General features: G+C 56.1%; 16 protein-coding genes. 7 read left to right on the top strand and 9 right to left on the bottom strand.

The features are described from left to right. Window positions 1-116: 116 nt before the first annotated feature. From hisC to RUDLU_RS0105150, 6 genes are all read left to right on the top strand, one after another. Window positions 117-1,214: a histidinol-phosphate transaminase gene (hisC, locus tag RUDLU_RS0105125; RefSeq protein ID WP_019987280.1), complete on the top strand. Its 1,098-nt coding sequence runs from the start codon at window positions 117-119 to the stop codon at window positions 1,212-1,214. A gap of 44 nt (window positions 1,215-1,258) precedes the next feature. Next, a complete protein-coding gene (locus RUDLU_RS0105130) occupies window positions 1,259-1,798 on the top strand; it encodes a hypothetical protein (protein ID WP_019987281.1) in 540 nt (179 codons plus the stop codon). A 101-nt stretch (window positions 1,799-1,899) separates the two neighbouring features. Beyond that, on the top strand, window positions 1,900-2,844 hold the full coding sequence (locus tag RUDLU_RS0105135; protein WP_019987282.1) for a threonine ammonia-lyase: 945 nt from the start codon (window positions 1,900-1,902) through the stop codon (window positions 2,842-2,844). Window positions 2,845-2,951: 107 nt separating this feature from the next. Beyond that, complete coding sequence (locus tag RUDLU_RS0105140) at window positions 2,952-3,824, top strand: carbon-nitrogen hydrolase (protein ID WP_019987283.1); 873 nt, start codon at window positions 2,952-2,954, stop codon at window positions 3,822-3,824. 4 nt (window positions 3,825-3,828) lie between these two features. Next, a complete protein-coding gene (locus RUDLU_RS0105145) occupies window positions 3,829-5,445 on the top strand; it encodes a hypothetical protein (RefSeq protein ID WP_027302776.1) in 1,617 nt (538 codons plus the stop codon). A gap of 45 nt (window positions 5,446-5,490) precedes the next feature. Then, window positions 5,491-6,198 (top strand): sulfite oxidase-like oxidoreductase, encoded by a 708-nt coding sequence (locus RUDLU_RS0105150; protein WP_019987285.1) that lies wholly within the window; start codon window positions 5,491-5,493, stop codon window positions 6,196-6,198. 204 nt (window positions 6,199-6,402) lie between these two features. Here the strand turns inward: RUDLU_RS0105150 and RUDLU_RS0105155 are convergent, their stop codons facing one another. The 4 genes from RUDLU_RS0105155 to RUDLU_RS0105170 all read right to left on the bottom strand — a co-directional run bounded on the left by RUDLU_RS0105155 (window position 6,403) and on the right by RUDLU_RS0105170 (window position 10,113). Further along, window positions 6,403-7,266 (bottom strand): hypothetical protein, encoded by an 864-nt coding sequence (locus RUDLU_RS0105155; protein WP_019987286.1) that lies wholly within the window; start codon window positions 7,264-7,266, stop codon window positions 6,403-6,405. Between the two features lie 66 nt (window positions 7,267-7,332). Next, window positions 7,333-7,905 (bottom strand): D-sedoheptulose-7-phosphate isomerase, encoded by a 573-nt coding sequence (locus RUDLU_RS0105160; protein WP_019987287.1) that lies wholly within the window; start codon window positions 7,903-7,905, stop codon window positions 7,333-7,335. 272 nt (window positions 7,906-8,177) lie between these two features. Further along, window positions 8,178-9,137, bottom strand: coding sequence for an ROK family protein (locus tag RUDLU_RS0105165; RefSeq protein ID WP_019987288.1), 960 nt, complete (start codon window positions 9,135-9,137; stop codon window positions 8,178-8,180). 295 nt (window positions 9,138-9,432) lie between these two features. Next, a complete protein-coding gene (locus tag RUDLU_RS0105170) occupies window positions 9,433-10,113 on the bottom strand; it encodes an HAD family hydrolase (protein WP_019987289.1) in 681 nt (226 codons plus the stop codon). A 232-nt stretch (window positions 10,114-10,345) separates the two neighbouring features. On the opposite strand from RUDLU_RS0105170, the gene RUDLU_RS0105175 reads away from it, so the two are divergent. Next, window positions 10,346-12,058 carry a glutamine--tRNA ligase/YqeY domain fusion protein gene (locus RUDLU_RS0105175; protein ID WP_019987290.1) on the top strand — a complete coding sequence of 571 codons (1,713 nt, stop codon included), beginning with the start codon at window positions 10,346-10,348 and terminating at the stop codon, window positions 12,056-12,058. An 85-nt stretch (window positions 12,059-12,143) separates the two neighbouring features. Here the strand turns inward: RUDLU_RS0105175 and RUDLU_RS0105180 are convergent, their stop codons facing one another. The 5 genes from RUDLU_RS0105180 to RUDLU_RS0105200 all read right to left on the bottom strand — a co-directional run bounded on the left by RUDLU_RS0105180 (window position 12,144) and on the right by RUDLU_RS0105200 (window position 19,784). Continuing rightward, window positions 12,144-13,364 (bottom strand): alginate lyase family protein, encoded by a 1,221-nt coding sequence (locus tag RUDLU_RS0105180; protein WP_245581625.1) that lies wholly within the window; start codon window positions 13,362-13,364, stop codon window positions 12,144-12,146. An 82-nt stretch (window positions 13,365-13,446) separates the two neighbouring features. Next, entirely contained in the window at window positions 13,447-14,448 is a 1,002-nt protein-coding gene (locus tag RUDLU_RS0105185; protein WP_019987292.1) for a DUF4466 family protein, read from the bottom strand. A 19-nt stretch (window positions 14,449-14,467) separates the two neighbouring features. Next, on the bottom strand, window positions 14,468-14,881 hold the full coding sequence (locus tag RUDLU_RS0105190; protein WP_245581626.1) for a DUF5018 domain-containing protein: 414 nt from the start codon (window positions 14,879-14,881) through the stop codon (window positions 14,468-14,470). 4 nt (window positions 14,882-14,885) lie between these two features. After that, entirely contained in the window at window positions 14,886-16,610 is a 1,725-nt protein-coding gene (locus RUDLU_RS0105195; protein ID WP_027302778.1) for a RagB/SusD family nutrient uptake outer membrane protein, read from the bottom strand. Between the two features lie 27 nt (window positions 16,611-16,637). Next, window positions 16,638-19,784: a SusC/RagA family TonB-linked outer membrane protein gene (locus RUDLU_RS0105200; protein ID WP_245581627.1), complete on the bottom strand. Its 3,147-nt coding sequence runs from the start codon at window positions 19,782-19,784 to the stop codon at window positions 16,638-16,640. Window positions 19,785-19,847: the final 63 nt, after the last annotated feature.

Consider the following 19,847-nt stretch of genomic DNA (forward strand, 5'->3'; position numbering starts at 1 on the left):
CTTGGCCGCTCCTGACACTCCGGGGCGGCTTTTTCTATACCCGGCCGAACCGAAGCCCCCCGTAATTTGTCGGTACAGTAAGATGCGGTATTTTTGTGCCTACGACTTTCTGACGAATGCCAACTATTGATCTGAACACGCTACTGCGGCCCCATATCCTGACGCTCACGCCCTACTCGTCGGCCCGCGACGAATACACCGGCAAGGAAGGAGTTTTTCTGGATGCCAATGAGAATGCCCTCGGCTCGGCTACAGCCGGCCCCTACAACCGCTACCCCGACCCCTATCAGGCCCTGATTAAGGAAAAGCTGGCGCCCATTAAGGGTGTGCGGCCGGGTCAGATTTTTCTGGGTAACGGCTCCGACGAACCCATTGACCTGCTGATTCGGGCCACCTGCCGCCCTGGTCACGACAGCATTCTGATTATGCCGCCCACGTACGGCATGTACGAGGTGTCGGCTACTATCAACGATATTCGTCAGATTCGGGTACCCCTCACGCCCGACTTCAACCTCGATGTAGAGGCCGTGCTGGCCGCTATCGAGCCCGACACCAAGATTATCTGGATCTGTTCGCCCAACAACCCGTCGGGGAATCAGCTCTCAGCCGACGCCATCCGGCGCGTACTGGAAGCCGCTACGCACTCGCTTGTGGTGGTCGACGAAGCGTATATCGACTTTGCCGATGCCCCGTCCTGGACGACCCAGCTTGACCAATACCCGAATCTGGTGGTGCTGCAAACCTTCTCGAAGGCCTGGGGCCTGGCTGCGCTTCGGCTCGGTATGTGCTTTGCTTCCGAAGAGCTGATTGCGGTACTGAACAAAATCAAGCCGCCGTACAACATCTCGGCCCCTACGCAGGCCCTCGCCCTCGAAGCCCTCGATCATGTGGACGACAAAGACGCGATGGTCCGGGAGATTCTGGCCGAGCGGGCCGTACTGGCCGCTGCTCTGCGCGCTTTGCCTATTGTGCAGCATGTGTACCCCTCCGACGCGAACTTTTTGCTCGTCCGGTTCGACAATGCCAGGGCTGTATTCGACTATCTAATTGACCAACAAGTTATTGTCCGCGACCGATCAAAGGTAAAATGGTGCGATGGCTGCCTACGCATCACGGTAGGTACCCCGGCCGAAAACGCGGTACTTATGAGCCGGTTACAACAGTTTCAGGACGTTGGCCGTTTGACAGAAGACACCGGGGCCGTAACGCACTGACACCGCCCCGACGGTCGCATCTCTATTACCGAATCTTTTTCTTTATGCAGAAATCCTTTCTGGTCGCTTTTGTGGCCCTCATGCTGGGGCTGTTTCCGGGTAGTCGGGCGGTTGCCCAATACAACAACTGGGCCGTTGGTTTCCGGCTGGGCGAACCCTCCGGCATCAACGTCCGCAAATATTTCCGCGACACCAAAGCGTTTGACCTTAACGTAGGCTCGTACGGGGGGCTTTATGGCAACACCCGTGAGTACCGGCAGGGACGTTACCGGAGCATTGGCCTCTCGGTGCAGGGTCACTATGTGTGGCACAACCGCCTGTTTGGCCGCGACAACCTGCGGGGTTACTACGGATTGGGCGGGCAGGTAAACCGCCGTAGGTACTACCCCGACAACCTGCGGGGGCAGCAGATCGACTACATCGCCGAAATTTCACTCGGTGGCTCGGCTATTGCCGGCCTGGAATATTTCGTACCCGACAAGCCTTTTTCGGTCTTTCTGGAATCGGGCCTGTACGTAGAGGTACTACCCGCCCCGCTGTTCATGAACGTACAGTCGGGCCTCGGTCTACGGTATAACTTTTAGGTTGCCCGAGCTTACCTGAAGCTATCACATCGAGTTGCACAAAGGCGTTGTTTCACATGGCAAGGCCTTTGTGCCATTTTGTGCCAGAACCCTTTCAAACGATGACCGCCGAAACCATTCTGACCGCCCACGACCGGATTCGGTCGTACATTCACCGCACGCCCGTACTAACCAACCGCACCATCGACGCGCTGGCTGGAGCCGAGTTGCATTTTAAGTGCGAAAACTTCCAGAAAATCGGCGCGTTTAAGGCGCGGGGGGGGCTTAATGCCGTTTTACAGCTGGCTCCTCACGAGTTGAAATCGGGGGTAACTACTCACTCGTCGGGCAACCACGCGCAAGCCATTGCGTACGCAGCCCGTGAGGTAGGCGCACAGGCGTACATCGTGATGCCACGCACGGCTCCGCAAGTCAAGAAAGACGCCGTTCGGGGATATGGAGCCGAGGTGATTGAGTGTGAACCTACGCTCGACGCCCGCGAACAGGGGGTAGCTGAGGTGATGGCTCGTACTGGAGCCACCATGATCCACCCCTTCGATGACGACCGGGTGATTGCCGGGCAGGCTACCGCAGCCAAGGAGTTGCTGGAAGACGCAACCGGCAACCGGCCGTTCGACTGGCTGCTGGCTCCCGTTGGGGGCGGAGGGTTACTGAGCGGTACGGCGCTCTCGGCGCACTTTTTCGCGCCGGGCACCCGCGTACTGGCGGGCGAGCCGGAGGGTGCGGCCGACGCTATTTTGTCGTTTCAGAGCGGCCGGGTCGAGCCAGCGCCGTACATTAATACCATCGCCGACGGCCTGCTTACGACCCTCAGCGAGCGAACCCTGGCGATTATCCGGCAGCACGTAACTGACATCAAAACGGTATCTGACCCGGAGATCATTGCAGCTATGCGGCTGATTTGGGAACGAATGAAAATTATCATCGAACCCTCCTGCGCTGTCCCACTGGCTGTTGTTTTAAAACATAAAGACCTATTTGCCGGTCAAAAGGTGGGAATTATCCTCACCGGCGGCAACGTTGACTTAGGGAAACTTCCATTTTAAAGTTTACAGTTTAGAGTTAAAAGTTTAGAGTTACTATGTGCGTGGATACAGCGCTTCAGGTACTAACAACTGAAAACTGAAAACCGTACACTGAAAACTGAATAGAAATGTCACGAAAGATAAATATCGGCTTTGTTCAGATGGCCTGCTCCGACGATGTGGAGGCCAACGTACAGAAAGCCATCGAAGGCGTTCGGGAGGCTGCCCGCAAGGGGGCACAGATCGTCTGTTTGCAGGAACTCTTCCGGTCGCTGTACTTCTGCGATGTCGAAGATCACCATAATTTCAGCCTCGCTGAGTCAATTCCCGGCCCCACTACCGACCGCATGGCCGAGGTAGCCAAAGAGTGTGGCGTAGTGGTGGTTGCCTCGCTGTTTGAAAAGCGCGCCCAGGGTCTGTACCATAATACAACCGCCGTGCTCGATGCCGACGGCACTTACCTCGGTAAGTACCGTAAAATGCACATCCCCGACGATCCCGGCTATTACGAGAAGTTTTACTTTACACCCGGCGACCTGGGGTATAAGGTATTCGACACTAAAGTGGCCAAAATCGGGGTGTTGATCTGCTGGGATCAGTGGTACCCCGAAGCCGCCCGCATCACATCACTGATGGGGGCCGAGGTGTTGTTTTATCCCACGGCCATTGGCTGGGATACTAACGAGCCCGACCCCAAAGCCAACGAGGAACAATATAGCGCGTGGCAAACCATCCAGCGGAGTCATGCCATTGCCAACGGAGTGCCAGTGGTGGCCGTGAACCGGGTTGGTCGCGAGGCCGATCAGCAGTTTTGGGGAGGGTCGTTTGTGACCAATGCGTTTGGGTCTCTGTTGTACGTAGCTCCACACGATAAAGAGATTGTGCACGTTCAGGAGATAGACCTCGATCAGTCGGACCGGTACCGCACTACGTGGCCGTACTTCCGCGACCGGCGGATCGACTCCTACCAGCCCATTACCAAACGGTATATTGATGAGTAACCCCATGAAGATACTCCTTTTATCAACCGCCTTAGCCTCACTGGCTGGCGGTTTTTTCGTGCTGGACAAGACCGGCCTGATTGGCGGCCTACCAGATCCCGCGGGTGTAAAACTACAGGGGCACCTGCCCACACTCACCCCGTTGCAGCCCACTCCACGCGCTTTTTTCCGGCCCACCACCCGCAAAGGCTACTGGAACATCGACGTAGTGGGCGATTTTCAATTACCGCCCACCAAAACCCTCATTTTTTCGGCGGCCGGGCGTAACCTGCACGTCGATCAGAGTTGGGACAAACTGTTTCGGCGGGGTTTTTCGGCCATCGACCAAACCCGCATGATAGGCGGCACCGAGGTCTGGCGTGAGCCCGGCATGCCCCCGGCCAACTGGCGGAGTCGACTCAAGCCAAGTCAGCGGTCGCTAACGATTTACCGAAACTATTACATCGACGAGCCCTTTGCCCTGGCATGGTCGCGGGATAGTGAACTGGCCCGGCAAACCTGGTACCGTCGGCCACCCAGCCACCCCCAAGCCCGCAAAACCATGTACCAGGCATCGTATGAGCTGTGCGGACAGTGCGTGAACTATGGCGATTGCCCGCCGGGTACGCTCAAAAACACAAACGGCTTCATTTTCTTCGACCTGGAAAACGACGGTACGTCGGCCGGTAACCAGCAGGAGCACGCCAATATGTATGTGTACATGGCTAAAACCGTGAAGGAAAACGCTATGCCGTACACGCAGATCGGCTCCATCACACCAGTGCCCCACAATAGTTTTGGCTACTCACGCACGTCGGACTACACGGCTGGCCCCGAGTGGCTCTGGACCAAAACAGCCCAACACACCGCCACCAGCCGGCAGCGCGGTATGCCCGACGATATACTTGGCAAGTCGTTTTCCGATTACATGGATATTGCCATGCCCGGCACCTACTATCTCTACCCCGACTTTGACTACACCATTCCGCACAACGCCGACGATGCCCGGCATTGGCTGGCCTCGCTCGTGGGTGAGCAAGAGGTAAACATGGCCCTGACGAACAAACGGCGGGTAGCCTGGCAATGGCTATTCAACACTCAGAGCAGCGAGTTTGCCAACAGTGCCAAAGCCTCCAACGCGGCCCCACCCGCTATTGCCGAGGGTATGTCTATTTTTTACTGGTTTACAGGCGCTTACGGGGTCTTGTTCTGGGACGACCATAACCGGCTGACGCCCAGCCAGCCCGTCCCGCGTGACCCGGCTATGCAGGGCTTGGGCGACGACCGTAACTATGCTTGTTATGAGCACTACCTGCACGGACTCTGGCGGTTGTTTAAGCACCACGGCGACCTGTTCAATGGCCGGGAGAAATACCTCAACCAAAACACCGAGTGCTCATTCGATGGGGGGCAGACGTGGTACAAATACAACGCGAATCAACTCAAAACCAAATCGTTGCCGTTTGTGCGGGCCATTGTCAACGGCGACCAGATTCTGGTCAGTGCAACGATGCCCTACGCCCAGGCCAACCAATCGACCCGGGTGCTGGTGCGTTACGTGGAAAACGGATACCGGTTTTATAGTCAGATCCAGCTCCGGGGCGACGAAATCTACCTCGGCCGGGCGACAATGAGCCGATAAGTGTCCTCCAAAAACTTTCCCGATTCAGCGCGGGTTATAGCCTTCATGGAATCGAACGACAAACTGGACCGGATTGTAGAGGCCCGGATGAAACTCAAACGGCGTTTTGAGGAGAAAATGGTCAACACGCCGTCGATGTCGGACCAGCTCGTGGGCCCCAACCGGGCGCGCGGTACCGGCCCAACCAACCGGCACGGCATGCCACAGGTACCCGTTGGGCAAACCGTCACGACCAAATGGCCGGTGCTCGACCTTGGCTATCAGCCAGCTATTCCACTCGAGAAGTGGCAACTCAACATCGACGGTGAGGTGAACAACCCCGTGCGGCTTAAGTGGGCCGATTTTATGGAGCTGCCTCAGGTTGAAGACACGAGTGATTTTCACTGCGTAACAACCTGGTCGCGGCTCGATGTGCCCTGGGTGGGGGTTCGGTTTATGGATTTGGCCGCTTTAGTTGATCCGAAAGGCACGGCAACCCACATCATGTGCTACGGCTACGATGGCTACTCAACCAATGTGGCCCTTGAAGAAGCCCTCAAACCCGACGTACTGCTCGTACATACCGCCGATGGGCAACCGCTTACCAAAGAGCACGGTGGCCCGGTCAGGATGATTACTCCACAGCTCTATGCCTGGAAAGGCTCCAAGTGGATCAAACGAATTGAATTTATGGCGGGTAACCGGCTGGGTTTCTGGGAAGAACGGGGCTACTCCGATACGGCCTACCCCTGGCGCAACGACCGGTACTCGTAATCCAAAAACGAAGGCCTTTGACAAGCAGAACGGGCGTAAGCGATTGACACTATGTCAACGACTTACGCCCGTTTTCTGAATATAGTACTCAGTACTGGACATTAGATGTTGGAAATTAGACGTTAGACCTCCCTACAGAATGGTAGTGAGTCTAAAGTCCAGTGTCTGAAGTCCGAATGTCCAGTATTTAGAATATAGCAAACCTTATTTCGTCGCGTTGCCCTGAAGCTGATACAGTGATTTTGGGTTGGCCGTCGGGCGTTGAAAAACGTACCGGACCGATAGCCCGTAGCTCGCTCCGTTGCCCCGCGCCCGAATTACCGTTTCGCCAATAGGCTGGTTATTAACGTGATAGGCTACATCGGTGGTTAGTACTTCACCAAGGCCCCAGTTACCCCGTGCAAACAGGCTCAGGTCGAGTGTCGGCGACAGACGCACCTGGTACTCGGCACCCAGCTCAGCCAGCGCCGTCAGGCCGCTACCGGGCCGTGCCTGGCTCACGAGCGTCATTTTGCTACGAGCGTCGTAGCTCAGGTACCGGTAACCCGTTACGGCCGATGCCTCCGCCGTTGCACTTGAATTGGGTACAGCCCAAGCACCACCGGTCAGCCAGAAGCCCGACCGATGCCATTGTCGACTGGTGGTTAGCAACGCCCATTTTCCGCGCACAAAAGCACTTGCCTTGCCTGTACGCGTCTGTATCTCCACAGGCGGATAGGTATTAACGCGGGCCTGATTGTGTACTGGCGACAACGCCAGCCCAGCCTCCAGCGCCCATTTGTTGCGGTAGGTAACCCCAACGCCAAGGCTCCCACCCACCCGGGTTACGGGACTCGCCGTCAGTAATCCACCGAGCGATTGATCGAGCCTGCTGTTGTCGCGCCGAACAAACCCCTCGGTCATCAGATACCATTGCGGAGCCAGATAAGGGCCGTATCGCATCTGCAACAGACTCTTTTGCTGCGTCTTTATCTGCTTACCGGCCTGGTAATACTCCACAAGGCCCTGAGCCGACACGCCCACGAGGGTGATAAGGTAAAGAAGCACGAACGTAAACGTTTGTTTCATTGCCGCGTAGCGTTTTCGGTTGTTGCCTTAACCAACTTAACTACCTGAAAGTTAAGTTTTTTTTGATTATTTCAACCTTTCCATGAAATAATAACAAAGCATGTGGCAAATAGTCATGTGCGCGTCTTCGACCCGGCCGTAATGCTCCGACTCAATCACCAAGGCATGATGAGCCAACTGGGCCAGCCGCCCCCGCTTTCCGCCTACCAAAGCCACCGTTTTCAGGCCATTTTCGTTGGCCCAATCAATTGCTTTGACGAGGTTAGGCGAGTTGCCGCTCACGCTCATTGTCAACACCAGGTCGCCGGGGCGGGCGTAGTTCTGCAACTGCCCTACAAACACATCGTCGTAACTGTAATCATTACCAAGGGCCGTCAGCCAGGCGACATTATCGTTGAGCGACAGACACCGAAACCGTTTGCCCAGCCCATCGCGCTGCACCCGGTCCGATGACCCTTTGCCCAGATCGGTGATAAAGTGAGACGCGTTGGCCGCACTTCCCCCGTTTCCGAAAACAAATAACTGGCGGTCGTTGCGCCAGCAATCGGTCATTAGTTCGGCCACTTGGGCAACCTGATCGAGCGGAATGGAATCGTAGGCGTTTTTCTGTTGAGTCAGATACTCGGCAAAATAGGTCATGGGAATAAGAAGTTAACGAATCGGCAAGCCCCGGCCGTCAGTTCGTAGGGGGGGTTACCTGATAAAGCGCCTGAGCAATTGGGCCTAATGAATCGGCTGAACGAAATTCAGCCAGTTTATTAGCGATGACATCTTGTTTGGAAAGATCGGGGCCGCCCGGCGGTCATCGCTAAATGGCCTCGGCACGTTCAAAGATGACATCTCTTGGTTCATCAGCCTGCTTATTAGCGATGACATCTCTCGAAACGAGATGTCATCGCTAATAAGCACCTCTACAGCATCGCAATAGCGCCGATGGGTACGGCCTCCTCGCGGAGCTGCGCCTGAAAAATTAACGGGGCCGGCCGGAAGGCTTTCATCACAAACCGCTCCAGCGCCGTTTTAACGGCCACCCGAAAGGGTTCGCCAATGAGCGACAGCCCTCCACCGAGCACAATCACCTGTGGGTGAAACAGGTGCGTGACGTGCGAGAGACCCAGCGCCAGCACCGAGCCGACCTGCTCAATGAGCATCTTAGCTACCTGGTCACTTTTTTCGTAGGCTGGGTGCAGAAAACGAGCTTCGCCACCAACCCGGCCTTCGTTTGTGGCCGCTTCCACCATTTGCCGCAGGGGCGAGTCGGTGGGTAATTGCGGCAATAATTCCCGAATCTGCCGGTCGACGGCCCAACCCGAACAGGTTTCCTCCAGAGTTTGACCGGGCGACGCTTCGCCCGACGTACCGCCCCCCGGCGTACCGACGCCCGGCGGCACCAACCACAGGTGACCCAATTCGGCCTCACCCGGTAAAGCCCCGTGATAGATCTGCCCATCGACAATCATTCCCCCGCCGATTCCGCTGCCTACCGTCACGTAAAACACGTGCCGATACCCCCGGCCGGCCCCGTGCAGAGCCTCGCCCAGAGCCGCCACGTTGGCGTCGTTTTCTACCCGAATGGTCTGAGCGGCTGTTTGTTCTTCGAGCCAGCTTACCAGGTTAAAACCAGCCCAGCCTTCAATCTGATACGAGGTGCTGATCTGTCCGGTTTCGCTATTGATAGGGCCACCAAACCCGACACCTACCGCCGTGATGGGCGTATTGAGTTTTTTGAAGGTCTGACTGATGTTAGCCAGAATTCCTTCGGCGCCCTTCGTTTTATCGACTTCGTACCGGAACCGCTCTTTCACCTGACCAGAGCCGTCGGTGGCGAAGAGCTGAAGTTTGGTACCGCCTATTTCAATGCCTACTTTCATCTGAGTACTGAGTCAAAATTCAATGCAGAATGTATAGTGTAGCAAAAATTCAATGTATAATGTGTAGTGCAGAATGGATAATGAATACGCTGACAATCAGCGGGAAAGACCATTATCCATCCCTCATTTTCTCATTACCGGACATTAGATGTTAGACATTAGACGTTAGACCTTCATATATAAAGGTAGGAAGTCTAAAGTCCAGTGTCTGAAGTCCGAATGTCCAGCACTGAAATTCATTTTACATTATACATTCTCCTATGTAGCGTTTCGTTTAACGTTCTTCTCCGCGTTACTAATGCCAGTTACCTTCTACCAGCCGAACCAGCCCTTCGTAGGTTAGCTGGGTAAAATCATCAATAACCAATTGGGCTTTGGCAACGGCGAGCTCGTCGCGGGTGTGGGTAGTTGCCAGAGCTACCACCGCCATGCCCGCCCGCAAACCGGCCTCTATGCCCGAAAAAGCATCTTCAAATACCACACAGCGTTCGGGCGGCACTCCCAATTGCCGGGCTGCGGTGAGGTAAATCTCCGGGTCGGGTTTGCCCCGGCGGACCATCGACGCATCCACTACCGTTGGGAAATACGGCCGAATACCGGCGCCGTCGAGCGTGAAGGCGATGTTACTCACCGGGGCCGATGTACCAACCGCCATACGCACCTTGTGTGCCTGGAGCGATTGCAGGAACGGAATCAGGCCCGGCGTGGGAGCCAGATCGGGTGCGTACAAAGCCCGGTAGATTTCTTCTTTTTCCTCCGTCAGCGTCACAATCTCGTCGGGCAGCAGGTCGCGCTGCATCACGTAAGGCATCGAATCCGAAGCCACCCGACCATTGATATACCGGGCATACTGCTCGGGCGTAACCGTACGCTCGTAACGAGCCGCAAACTGCACCCACGAATCGGCATGGTAACGGTAATTGTCGACCAGCACACCGTCCATGTCAAATAAAGCCGCGATGGTAAAATCATTCATGCCGTAAAGGTAAACCCTGCGGCACAGAGTCGCACGGAACGGCTGCGTATTCGGGCATGCTTTTCCGAAATTTTAGGCGTAAACTGGTTCAAAGCCCCTTCATGGAGCCTCAGCGTACCGGGGCGGGCCGTCTGTTCATCTGTCTAGGCCCGGTGTTTCTACTCATCGCTTTACTTGCCTTTACGGGCCAATACCCGTAATTTTGACCCTTTATCAAGTACAACCTGACCGCATGACAGGCGCACCTACAGACGCTACCGAACGCCGTGACGACGAATCGTCGGCCCGTTCGCTGAATTTTATTGAGCAGATTGTCGAAGACGATCTGGCCAGTGGTAAACACGGTGGTCGGGTCCACACGCGCTTTCCGCCCGAACCCAACGGCTACCTGCACATCGGCCACGCCAAGTCGATCTGCCTCAATTTTGGGCTGGCCGACAAGTACGGCGGTCAGACAAACCTGCGCTTCGACGACACCAACCCCGTTACCGAAGACACCGAGTACGTTGAGTCGATCAAGGCGGATGTACGCTGGTTAGGCTTCGAGTGGGAAAACGAATTTTACGCGTCTGACTACTTCGACAAGCTATACGAATTTGCCGAGTCGCTCATTCAGAAAGGCCTTGCGTATGTTGACGATTCGACCGCGGAAGAGATTGCCGCACAAAAAGGCAACCCGGCCGAGCCCGGTCAGGAAAGCCCTTACCGGAACCGGAGCGTCGACGAAAATCTGGATTTGTTCCGTCGGATGCGGGCAGGTGAGTTTCCTGATGGGGCTAAAGTGCTGCGGGCCAAAATCGACATGGCCTCGCCCAACATGCACTTCCGCGACCCGATTATTTACCGGATCAAACACGCCCACCATCACCGTACCGGCGACAAGTGGTGCATTTACCCGATGTACGACTTTGCCCACGGGCAGTCGGACTCGATTGAAGAAATCACCCATTCGGTCTGTACGCTGGAGTTTATTCCGCACCGGCCGCTGTACGATTGGTTTATCGAAAAACTGGAGATCTTCCCCTCCAAACAGTACGAGTTTGCCCGCCTGAACCTGACGTACACCGTCATGAGCAAGCGGAAACTGCTGCAATTGGTGAACGAAGGCCACGTAACCGGCTGGGACGACCCCCGCATGCCCACCATTTCGGGCCTGCGTCGGCGTGGCTACACGCCCGCCAGTATTCGGGAATTTGCCGACCGGATTGGTATCGCCAAGCGCGAAAACATGATCGACGTGGGTCTGCTCGAGTTTTGCATTCGGGAAGAACTAAACAAAACCACCGACCGCGTGATGGCCGTGGTGGACGAGAATCCCATCAAACTCGTCATTACGAACTACCCCGAAGGCCAAACCGAAACGCTGCGTATCGAAAACAACCCCGAAGATGCCTCAGCGGGTGACCGCGAAGTGCCGTTTAGCCGGGAAGTGTACGTAGAGCGCGACGATTTCATGGAAAACCCGCCGAAGAAATACTTCCGGCTGGCTCCGGGTCAGATGGTCCGGCTCAAAGGGGCTTACATTGTGCGGTGCGACGAGGTGGTCAAAGATGCCGATGGCACGGTGGTACAGCTCAACTGCACCTACATTCCCGAAAGCCGCAGCGGCTCCGACACCTCGGGTATCAACGTGAAAGGCACCATCCACTGGGTATCGGTACCGCACGCCAAAGAAGCCGAAGTCCGGCTGTACGACCGCCTGTTTACCGTCGAAGACCCGTCGGGCGAGGAAGGTGATTTCAAGTCGTACATCAACCCCAACTCACTGCAGGTCGTTCGGGCTAAGGTTGAGCCGAACCTGAGCACCCGGCAGGTGGGCGACCGCGTTCAGTTTATGCGGAAAGGCTACTTCACCGTCGACCCCGACTCTACGTCCGATTTGCTCCTTTTCAACCGGACAGTGACCCTCAAAGACAGCTGGGGTAAAGAAGTTAAGAAAGGATAAGCAATTGCCTCCATAAAAGCAGATACGGGGTGAATGTGCCTAAGCTGGCACATTCACCCCGTATCTGCTTTACAACCTGCCGACTTTAGAATAACGACTGTGTCAGGGTAAACAGGGGCTGCTTTGAAGCCTGTTCGTGAGCTACCGCTGGCAGCGTTTCCAGTTTGTAGTGGCCGGCAGCCACTAGGGCCATGGGCCACAGATTTTCGGGGTGCATAGCCTTAATCTGCTTGTGTGTCCAGCTTTTTTTCCCTTCGGCGTAGGGCAACAACCAGAAAAAAGCTTTCTGAAGGCTTTTTCCGTCTGGCGTTTCGTAGTGCCACACATCCAGATTTAGGTTATCGGCCAGTTGCGCGATACCGAAAAAGCCCTGCAAATTCATCACCGAGTAGTTCCACGAGAGCGTCCGCGCCAACTCGTGGGGCTGGCTTCCCTCGGGGGTCAGTTGGCTACCAATTCGTTTGTACGTCTTTTGCTCAATGATCTGCTTCGCCAGGGGCTTGTTGTCGGTGAATAACGCGTAGGCTACCGTTTGAAAATCGTAATACGTCCCGTGATTGTTATGTTCGTCTTCTTCATCCTTGCCAATCGGGCTAGTCAGCATCCAGTCCAGAAACTGGCGAAACCAATCCTGCAAAGCCTGATGGTCAGCCTCTGACCAGGCCGACGACCCACGAATCAGCTGAACGGCATCGGCAAGAACGGCCAACTCCCGCGAATCAATCAGGCCAATTCCCCTCCCCTGTGTAATCCCCGGAATAGCCTGCCCAAAATTCAGATTCGGGTTCATTTTGGTAGCGGGGTCCAGAAACCAGGCCCACAGCAATTCGGCGGCCCGACGTGCGTATTTCTCATTGTCGGAGAAGTAATACGCGATTGCCAGCGTCTGAACATCATTGCACAGGCCGTTCATGTAAGCATCGTCCTGAATGGCGTATCGTTCCGGGTTAATCTGTCCGTCTTTACGGATGTAGGGTAGGCCGTCGGGCTTGGTAGAATCGGGCCACCAGTACGGCCCAACACTCATGTAATCGTGCTTATCGCCACTCGGAGGCACTTTGCTTTTATTCACCACCGAATACGTCGGCTTGGTCAACGTCTTGTCGGCAATCGCTAAAAACGCCTGCTGAGCCGCCTTCAAAACAGGGTCCCCCTGCTTAATCTTCGTCTTGTTGGCTTGCAACAGCTCCGCATTGAGCAGAAACGTGGTTGGCTTTCGGAGGTTCTGAGCGGACGCGGGCAAGCCAAGCAGCCAGAGAAACGCCAATCCGTAAAAGGCCAGTTTTTCCATAAGTTTTCGATCCATTCGTTCGGTGCGGGATAGCCCCATAAAAAACCAGCGCAGAATTGATGGATATATCAACTCTGCGCTGGCTCCGGCAATACAATTAGTTCACTTTCAGTCGCTTAATGCTGATGGTCATAGTTTTGGCCGTGTTGTTAACGGCGTTGACGTACACATACGCGTTGTAAGCGCCATCGGCGGTTTTGACAAAGGCACCCTGATCGGCGGCAAACCCGAAGGCGTAATCGGCCGCGCTGGGGAAGGTGGTTTGTTGTAGATCAATATCGTCGATATACAGGTCAAAACCCGACGTTCCCCGCAGTTGAGCATCTTTCACATCCACACGCTTGTCGATAGCCGTACGCGTCCGGGCCAAACCAGTCGGCAGGGTTACGTCTTTCAGATACTCCGGGTTAGAAGGGGCCACAATGGCGTGTCCGAACGCGAAGTTACCGGTGCCCAGCGTAGGGCGGTAGATGTACACAAAATCGATTTTGTTGGCCAGATTATTCTGCTCCACCTCGGCTTTGGTGTACACGGCCATGTCGGCAATCGACACGTAGGCTTTGGCCCCATCGGCCAGCACCAGCGACCGGCGCATGTCCATGTTGCTGATCCGGTACGTGGGCGACTGGAAACTCACCTCCTGCCCCGTCGACGAAGTACCGCTAAACCGAAACGATACATCTTTACCCTTGGCGTCGGCCGTGGGGTAATAGTAGTAGCGCAGGGTCACGGCCTTGTTGCTCGTTGGGGAGTCAATGATACGGGCGGTCGAGAGGGCTCCGTTGGTAACGGTATCGGTGGCGGTTTGCACCGGCTGATCGACGCCCGTATTTCGGTTGGTAAACCACGAGAACCGGCTGAAACCGGTACCCGCCCCCCCGGCAATGGTGGCTTCGGCCCGCACGTTTTGCAGGTTCCCTTCGACGGTGCCGAGGGCGTAGGCAAACTCAATGCGGTCGCCGACAACGGCGGGGCCGGTTGTTTTTTTAAGCAGATCGTTGCGCAGGGGGCCTTCGGGCGTCACCTTGTCGCTTTGGCAACCGGTTATCAGCAGCAGACTTCCCACCACCGCACCGATAGCATAACCTATTGTTTTCATGAGCTAAATCGGTTGGGGGTTATTTCTGAAGCGTTACCGTGATGGTGTAGGTTTTCCGGACTTTCCGGTTGCCCGACACCACCGTGTACTGTTTGGGCTCGGTAAAGTCTGTCCAGACACCCATGTTTGGTTCGACAATGGCATCGGTCACCACGCTGCAATACGGTTTTACCCGCTGCATATTCGTACCAAACCGGGCTACGGCTTTTACGGTCAGCGCCGTGGTATCGATCACCGTTTGGCCACTCACCAGCACCGTGCGGTGGTCGGAGCCCAACAGATCGAAGAAGGTCATAAAGCATTGGGAACGCCCGGTAATGAGCAAGCCCGACTCGTCGACGGGTTCCTCCGCACACGAAAGCAGACCGATCACCGTCAACAGGCTCATCAATTTGATCAAAATACTCTTTTTCATCATTTCAGTAGAAAGCATCAGTTTATAACCAGGGCTCGTTCTGCACAATTTTGGGGTTTACCTCAATCTCGCCCGTCGGAATCTGGAAGATGTAAAACCGCTGGTAGTTCCGGTCCGGTGCGTTCACAAACTCGTCGCGCACCCGCGTCCCCTGCGTATCGAACAAGACCTGTCCGCCCGGCATTGGCCAGATTTCCTCTACTTTTTTCCAGCGCCGGATGTCGAAGAAACGGTGTCCTTCGCCGACCAGCTCAATAATCCGCTCCTGCTCAATGGCCTTGAAGAACTCGTCGCGGCTGGCAAATTTGGCCCGGTTGAGTGGGGGCAGGTTACCCCGCCGACGAATCCGGTCGAGCAGTGTAAACGTTTCGGGTGTGGGGCCGCTCAGTTCGTTGACAGCCTCGGCGTACATGAGCCACACATCGGGCAAGCGCATGAGGTACATATCCTGCGGGCCGTCGCTCCGGCCAATGCCGCCTGTTTGGCGTACCCACTTCCGGAAAATATAGCCCGAGGGCGCACCGTCGTAGTTGATATACGTGACCCCATCGCGGCTACCGAACCGGAACGGAATACTGTCGAGTACGTTCAGGCCGTCGGTCGAGAGCCGGAGCATTTTTTGCTCATCCCAGAGCATCGTGGCCCGCATCCGGTAATCGCGGCCGACGTAGGAACGGGGGTTGGTAGCGCTGTTGACCTGCGTGGTGTTGCGGCTGAGCACGAGCGGGGGCGCAAAGTCGCCCGTCGATATCAACTGGTAACGGTTGGCAAGCCGGAACGTGGGCGCTACCCAGCACTGAGCGTTGCCGGTGTTGCGGGTGCCAAAGTCGCGCATCATTTCCTCGCCCTGACTCAGCAGCGGGCCGCCAAACTGCACTGAGAAGATGATTTCGGGGTCGTACTCGTTGAAATACTGGAACAGGTGCCAGTAGTTTGGGTTGTCGGCCGGGCCGGGCTCCCCATTCCGAAACAGAGGAATGTTTTTGTCGATGACCTTTTTGAAATCGGCAGCCGCGGCCGTGTAGTGCTTCTGCGCTTCGGAGCCATTCCCGGCGTTTTTCATCCAGCAGGCCCAGAACAGATTTACCTTGCCACTAAACGACCACGCAGCCAGTTTGGTAGCCCGACCGAGGTTATCGCCCGTGTAGGTTTCGGGCAGCACGGTTGCCGCATAGGACAGATCGGCCAGAATCGAATCTTTCACGGCGGCCCGCGGGGTGCGCGTCAGATTGTAGGCTTCGGTGTTGCCGTCAAGCTTTTTGGTAAAGAACGGCACATCGCCCCACAAATCGATCAGGCGGAAGTAATTGAGCGCGCGCAGAAACCGGGTTTCGGCCACAAGCCGGTCCATCAGGGCCAAATCGGCCGGGGCGGTGAGTGTTTTCCGCAACGCGCCGATGTTTTGCAGCACGTAGTTGGCCCGGTTGATGGTCCGGTAGCAGTCGCCCCAGAGAAACCCGAAGTTACCGCTCGAACCAATGGGGCCGGGGTTGTAGGTACCCTGCCCGTTGCTGGTACCGCGGGTGTTGACAAACTCACCCGCCCCGTCGAAATAATAATCGCGGTCGAAGGTCGTCCGGTTGGCCTCGTACACGCCGTTGACGGCAAAAATGGCGTCGTCAGTGGTTTTCCAGAACAGGTCAGACGAAAGCTGGGTTGTCGGAACCTGATCGAGCAGGTCTTCCGTACAGGCGGTCACAAACAGGGCCAGCCCAACCAGCAGGTATAGAGGAGAAAATCGTTTCATGGATGACAGATCAAACATCGGGATGAATTAAAGGCTGATGTTGAGACCAAACGAATAGCTTTTGAGCAGTGGGAAGGGGTCGTCGTTGTTTTCGGCCCCCGACGTACTCGTACTTTTCTCAGGGTCGACGCCCCGGTACTTCGTGAAGGTCAGCAGGTTTTCGGAGGTCAGGTACACCCGTACCCGCCCGATACCCACCCGGCTGCTGTACTTGCTCGGGATGTTGTACCCCGCCTGAATATTCTTCAGACGCAGGTAATTGAAGCTATCGAGCCAGAATGTCGACTCGGCCTGATTGTTACCACCCGATCCACTCACCAGACGCGGCAACGAAGCCGAGCGGTTGTCGAGGGTCCAGGTATCGTACCACAGGAAATCCTGGAAGGCATTGCGCGCCGAGGGGATGTTTACCTGGTTGAACGGCTCAAGCCAGAAGTCTTTCCGGCCGGTAGCGCCCTGCCACAGAATGCTCACGTCGAAGCCCCGCCAGTTACCAAACAGGTTCAGACCAAACGTGCCCGTTGGCTGATCGCGGTTGAACCGGGGCTGAGCCACGCGGTCTTCGTCGTTCACCTGACCGTCGCCATTCATGTCTTTGTAGAGAATATCACCGGGCGAGAAATACTGCCCCTGAAAGGGTGCGTTGGCAATATCTTCCCAGGTCTGCGCAATCCCCGTCGACACGCGGCTGTAGGCAAAGTGGTACGGCATATTCAGGTAGGTGAAGCCCTTACCCAAAAACTCGTTCCACTCCAACAGGCGGTTGCGGTTAAACGCCAGGTTGAGGGTTGCCCCCACGTTGGCGTCGCGTACTTTGGCCCGGTAGGTGATGTTGGTCTCGAGACCAACGTTGCGCAGCTTGCCAATGTTGACCCGTGGGGCACTGTAGCCCGACAGAAACGTCGACAGCGACGACGGCCGGATCATGCCCGAAGTCAGTTTGTTGTAGGCATCGATCTCGGTGGTCAGCCGGCCGCCGAAGAATGCCAGGTCGAGACCCACGTTGGTCACGTTGGTTTCTTCCCACGAGAAATCTTCGTTGATAATTTTGGCGGAGCTGAAGCCCTTCACAATTTTTCCGTTCAGGATGTAATTGGTCAGGTTGAAAATGTCGCGCTGCTCGTACCGGCCTACCCCTGAGTTGTTGCCCAGTTTACCAATCGAAGCCCGGATTTTAGCCGACGAAACGACCGACGACAGCTTGCTGAAGAATGGCTCCTCCGAAATGCGCCAGCCTACCGAAGCCGACGGAAAAAATCCGTACTGGAAACCGGGCAAAAACTTACTGGAACCGTCGTACCGGGCGTTGGCCTCGAACAGATACCGGTCGTTGATCACGTAGTTGATCCGCCCGATACCCGACCGCAGGCCCTCGGCGTCGGAGTTACCCCCGGCGGCCTGCGTGGTGGTCAGGGCCGCGTCAATTTCGCTCAGGAGCGGGTTAATCCGGTCTTGCCGGCTCGCCGACAGGTTCCGGTTAAACCAGTATTCTTCGTTATACGCCCCCAACAGGCTCAGCTGATGGTTGCCAAACAGCGTGCGGTTGTAGGTGATACGCCCCTGCAACAGGGTTTTGTAGCCCGAGTTCACGGCATTGCTGATACCGGCACTCGGCGCAATTACGTTGCGGGCAATCTGGTTGGTCTGGAAGTTCCACTCGTCCGTCGGGAATGAGTAACTTTTGGTAAACTGGTTGTAGTACCGCAAGCCGTAATCGCCCCGGAGGGTCAGCCCTTCAATAGGGCTCCACTCGCCGTACAGGTTGGCGTTCAGCTCCTGCCGGTCGCGCTTGTTCTTGTTGGCCTCCATAATGGTGAGCATGTTCCGGGCGAAAGCATCTTCACCATAGGCCATGATACCACCGTACCGGCCCGTTTCGGGCTCCTTCGGCAAAATACCGGCTACGGCATACCGAATATCGTAGCCCGCCGTACCCTGATAGGTAATCAGACCTTCGGCGTTGGCGTAATCCTGCTTCGACCACTGCCCATCGAGCCGCACGCCCACCTTGATGGCGTCGCGCACTTTGTAGTCCATGTTGAAGCGGGTGTTGTACCGCTTAAAATCGTGGTTGATCAGAATACCCAGTTCGTCGAGCACACCCGCCGAGAGGTAAAAATTGGCCTTATCGGTACTCCCCGACGCCGAGAGGTTGTGGGTCTGAATCCGGCCCTGATCGCGCAGAATCACGTCCCACCAGTTGGTGCTGGGGTAGTTGATCGGGTCGATAAGGCTTTTCGAGAGCCAATCGTCGACGGTGCCGTAGCGGTACGTAGTGGCCGACGCCCCCGCTGCCGACGCCCGCAGGTGCATGGTGAGCGAACGGGCGTAGTCGTCGAAATAATTATAGAAATTGGTAGGCTGCGACAAGCCGAACGTACCCGTATAATTGATCTGCGCCTTTTTGCTTTGCGAACCGTTTTTGGTCGTAATCAACACAACCCCGTTGGCCGCCCGCGACCCGTAAACCGAGGCCGAGGCCGCATCTTTCAGCACCGAAATACTGGCCACGTCGTTCATGTCGATCCGGTTGATGTCGACATCAGGAATTCCATCGACTACGATGAGCGGCCCGGCATTGTTGACCGTTCCGAGGCCCCGGATCACGAGCGATGCCCCACTCCGACCGGCCTGCCCCGTTGACTGTTGCACGGCCAAACCCGGCACCAGGCCCGACAAGGCCGACGACACGTTGGACAGCGACCGGCTCGAAATTTTCTCGTCGATGTTGATCGCGGCAACGGCACCCGTCAGGTTTTCCTTCTTCTGAGTACCGTACCCCACCACCACCACTTCGTTGAGGGTTTTCACGTCGGGCGCGAGGGCTATGTCGAGCGTTGATTCGCTCGTGACCGCTACCTCCTTCGACAGATACCCGATTGCCGAAACCACCAGCGTACCTCCTCCGGTCGGTATGTTGATCACAAACTTACCATCGGCATCGGACGTTGTGCCCGTTTTGTCGTTGCCCTTGAGCACCACCGTGGCGCCGGGCAAACCGGTGTTCTTTTCGTCCAGCACCCGACCGTTGAGTCGGTAGTTGGCTACCTGCTGCCCGGATGCAGGTCGAGCCCCACCCGGTGGAGTAGCCTGGGCCGTGGCATTATTGCTCATGAGCAACAGCGCCAGACAGCCCGCAGGCAGGAGAAGTGTTAGAGATAAAGGTTTACACATAGTATTGAACGATTCACTACGGGAGCGTTGTAGTCACCAACCAGGTGCCGTACTCGCCCGTTT

Origin of the sequence: Rudanella lutea DSM 19387 (genome assembly GCF_000383955.1) — a bacterium.
Classification (GTDB): domain Bacteria; phylum Bacteroidota; class Bacteroidia; order Cytophagales; family Spirosomataceae; genus Rudanella; species Rudanella lutea.

Bases quoted from the DNA above. Each gene is read 5' to 3' on its own strand.
- hisC (WP_019987280.1), top strand. From the start codon at position 117: ATGCCAACTATTGATCTGAACACGCTACTGCGGCCCCATATCCTGACG.
- RUDLU_RS0105150 (WP_019987285.1), top strand. From the start codon at position 5,491: ATGGAATCGAACGACAAACTGGACCGGATTGTAGAGGCCCGGATGAAA.
- RUDLU_RS0105130 (WP_019987281.1), top strand. From the start codon at position 1,259: ATGCAGAAATCCTTTCTGGTCGCTTTTGTGGCCCTCATGCTGGGGCTG.
- RUDLU_RS0105190 (WP_245581626.1), bottom strand. From the start codon at position 14,881: ATGCTTTCTACTGAAATGATGAAAAAGAGTATTTTGATCAAATTGATG.
- RUDLU_RS0105135 (WP_019987282.1), top strand. From the start codon at position 1,900: ATGACCGCCGAAACCATTCTGACCGCCCACGACCGGATTCGGTCGTAC.
- RUDLU_RS0105145 (WP_027302776.1), top strand. From the start codon at position 3,829: ATGAAGATACTCCTTTTATCAACCGCCTTAGCCTCACTGGCTGGCGGT.
- RUDLU_RS0105160 (WP_019987287.1), bottom strand. From the start codon at position 7,905: ATGACCTATTTTGCCGAGTATCTGACTCAACAGAAAAACGCCTACGAT.
- RUDLU_RS0105170 (WP_019987289.1), bottom strand. From the start codon at position 10,113: ATGAATGATTTTACCATCGCGGCTTTATTTGACATGGACGGTGTGCTG.
- RUDLU_RS0105200 (WP_245581627.1), bottom strand. From the start codon at position 19,784: ATGTGTAAACCTTTATCTCTAACACTTCTCCTGCCTGCGGGCTGTCTG.
- RUDLU_RS0105180 (WP_245581625.1), bottom strand. From the start codon at position 13,364: ATGGATCGAAAACTTATGGAAAAACTGGCCTTTTACGGATTGGCGTTT.
- RUDLU_RS0105140 (WP_019987283.1), top strand. From the start codon at position 2,952: ATGTCACGAAAGATAAATATCGGCTTTGTTCAGATGGCCTGCTCCGAC.
- RUDLU_RS0105155 (WP_019987286.1), bottom strand. From the start codon at position 7,266: ATGAAACAAACGTTTACGTTCGTGCTTCTTTACCTTATCACCCTCGTG.
- RUDLU_RS0105185 (WP_019987292.1), bottom strand. From the start codon at position 14,448: ATGAAAACAATAGGTTATGCTATCGGTGCGGTGGTGGGAAGTCTGCTG.
- RUDLU_RS0105165 (WP_019987288.1), bottom strand. From the start codon at position 9,137: ATGAAAGTAGGCATTGAAATAGGCGGTACCAAACTTCAGCTCTTCGCC.
- RUDLU_RS0105195 (WP_027302778.1), bottom strand. From the start codon at position 16,610: ATGAAACGATTTTCTCCTCTATACCTGCTGGTTGGGCTGGCCCTGTTT.
- RUDLU_RS0105175 (WP_019987290.1), top strand. From the start codon at position 10,346: ATGACAGGCGCACCTACAGACGCTACCGAACGCCGTGACGACGAATCG.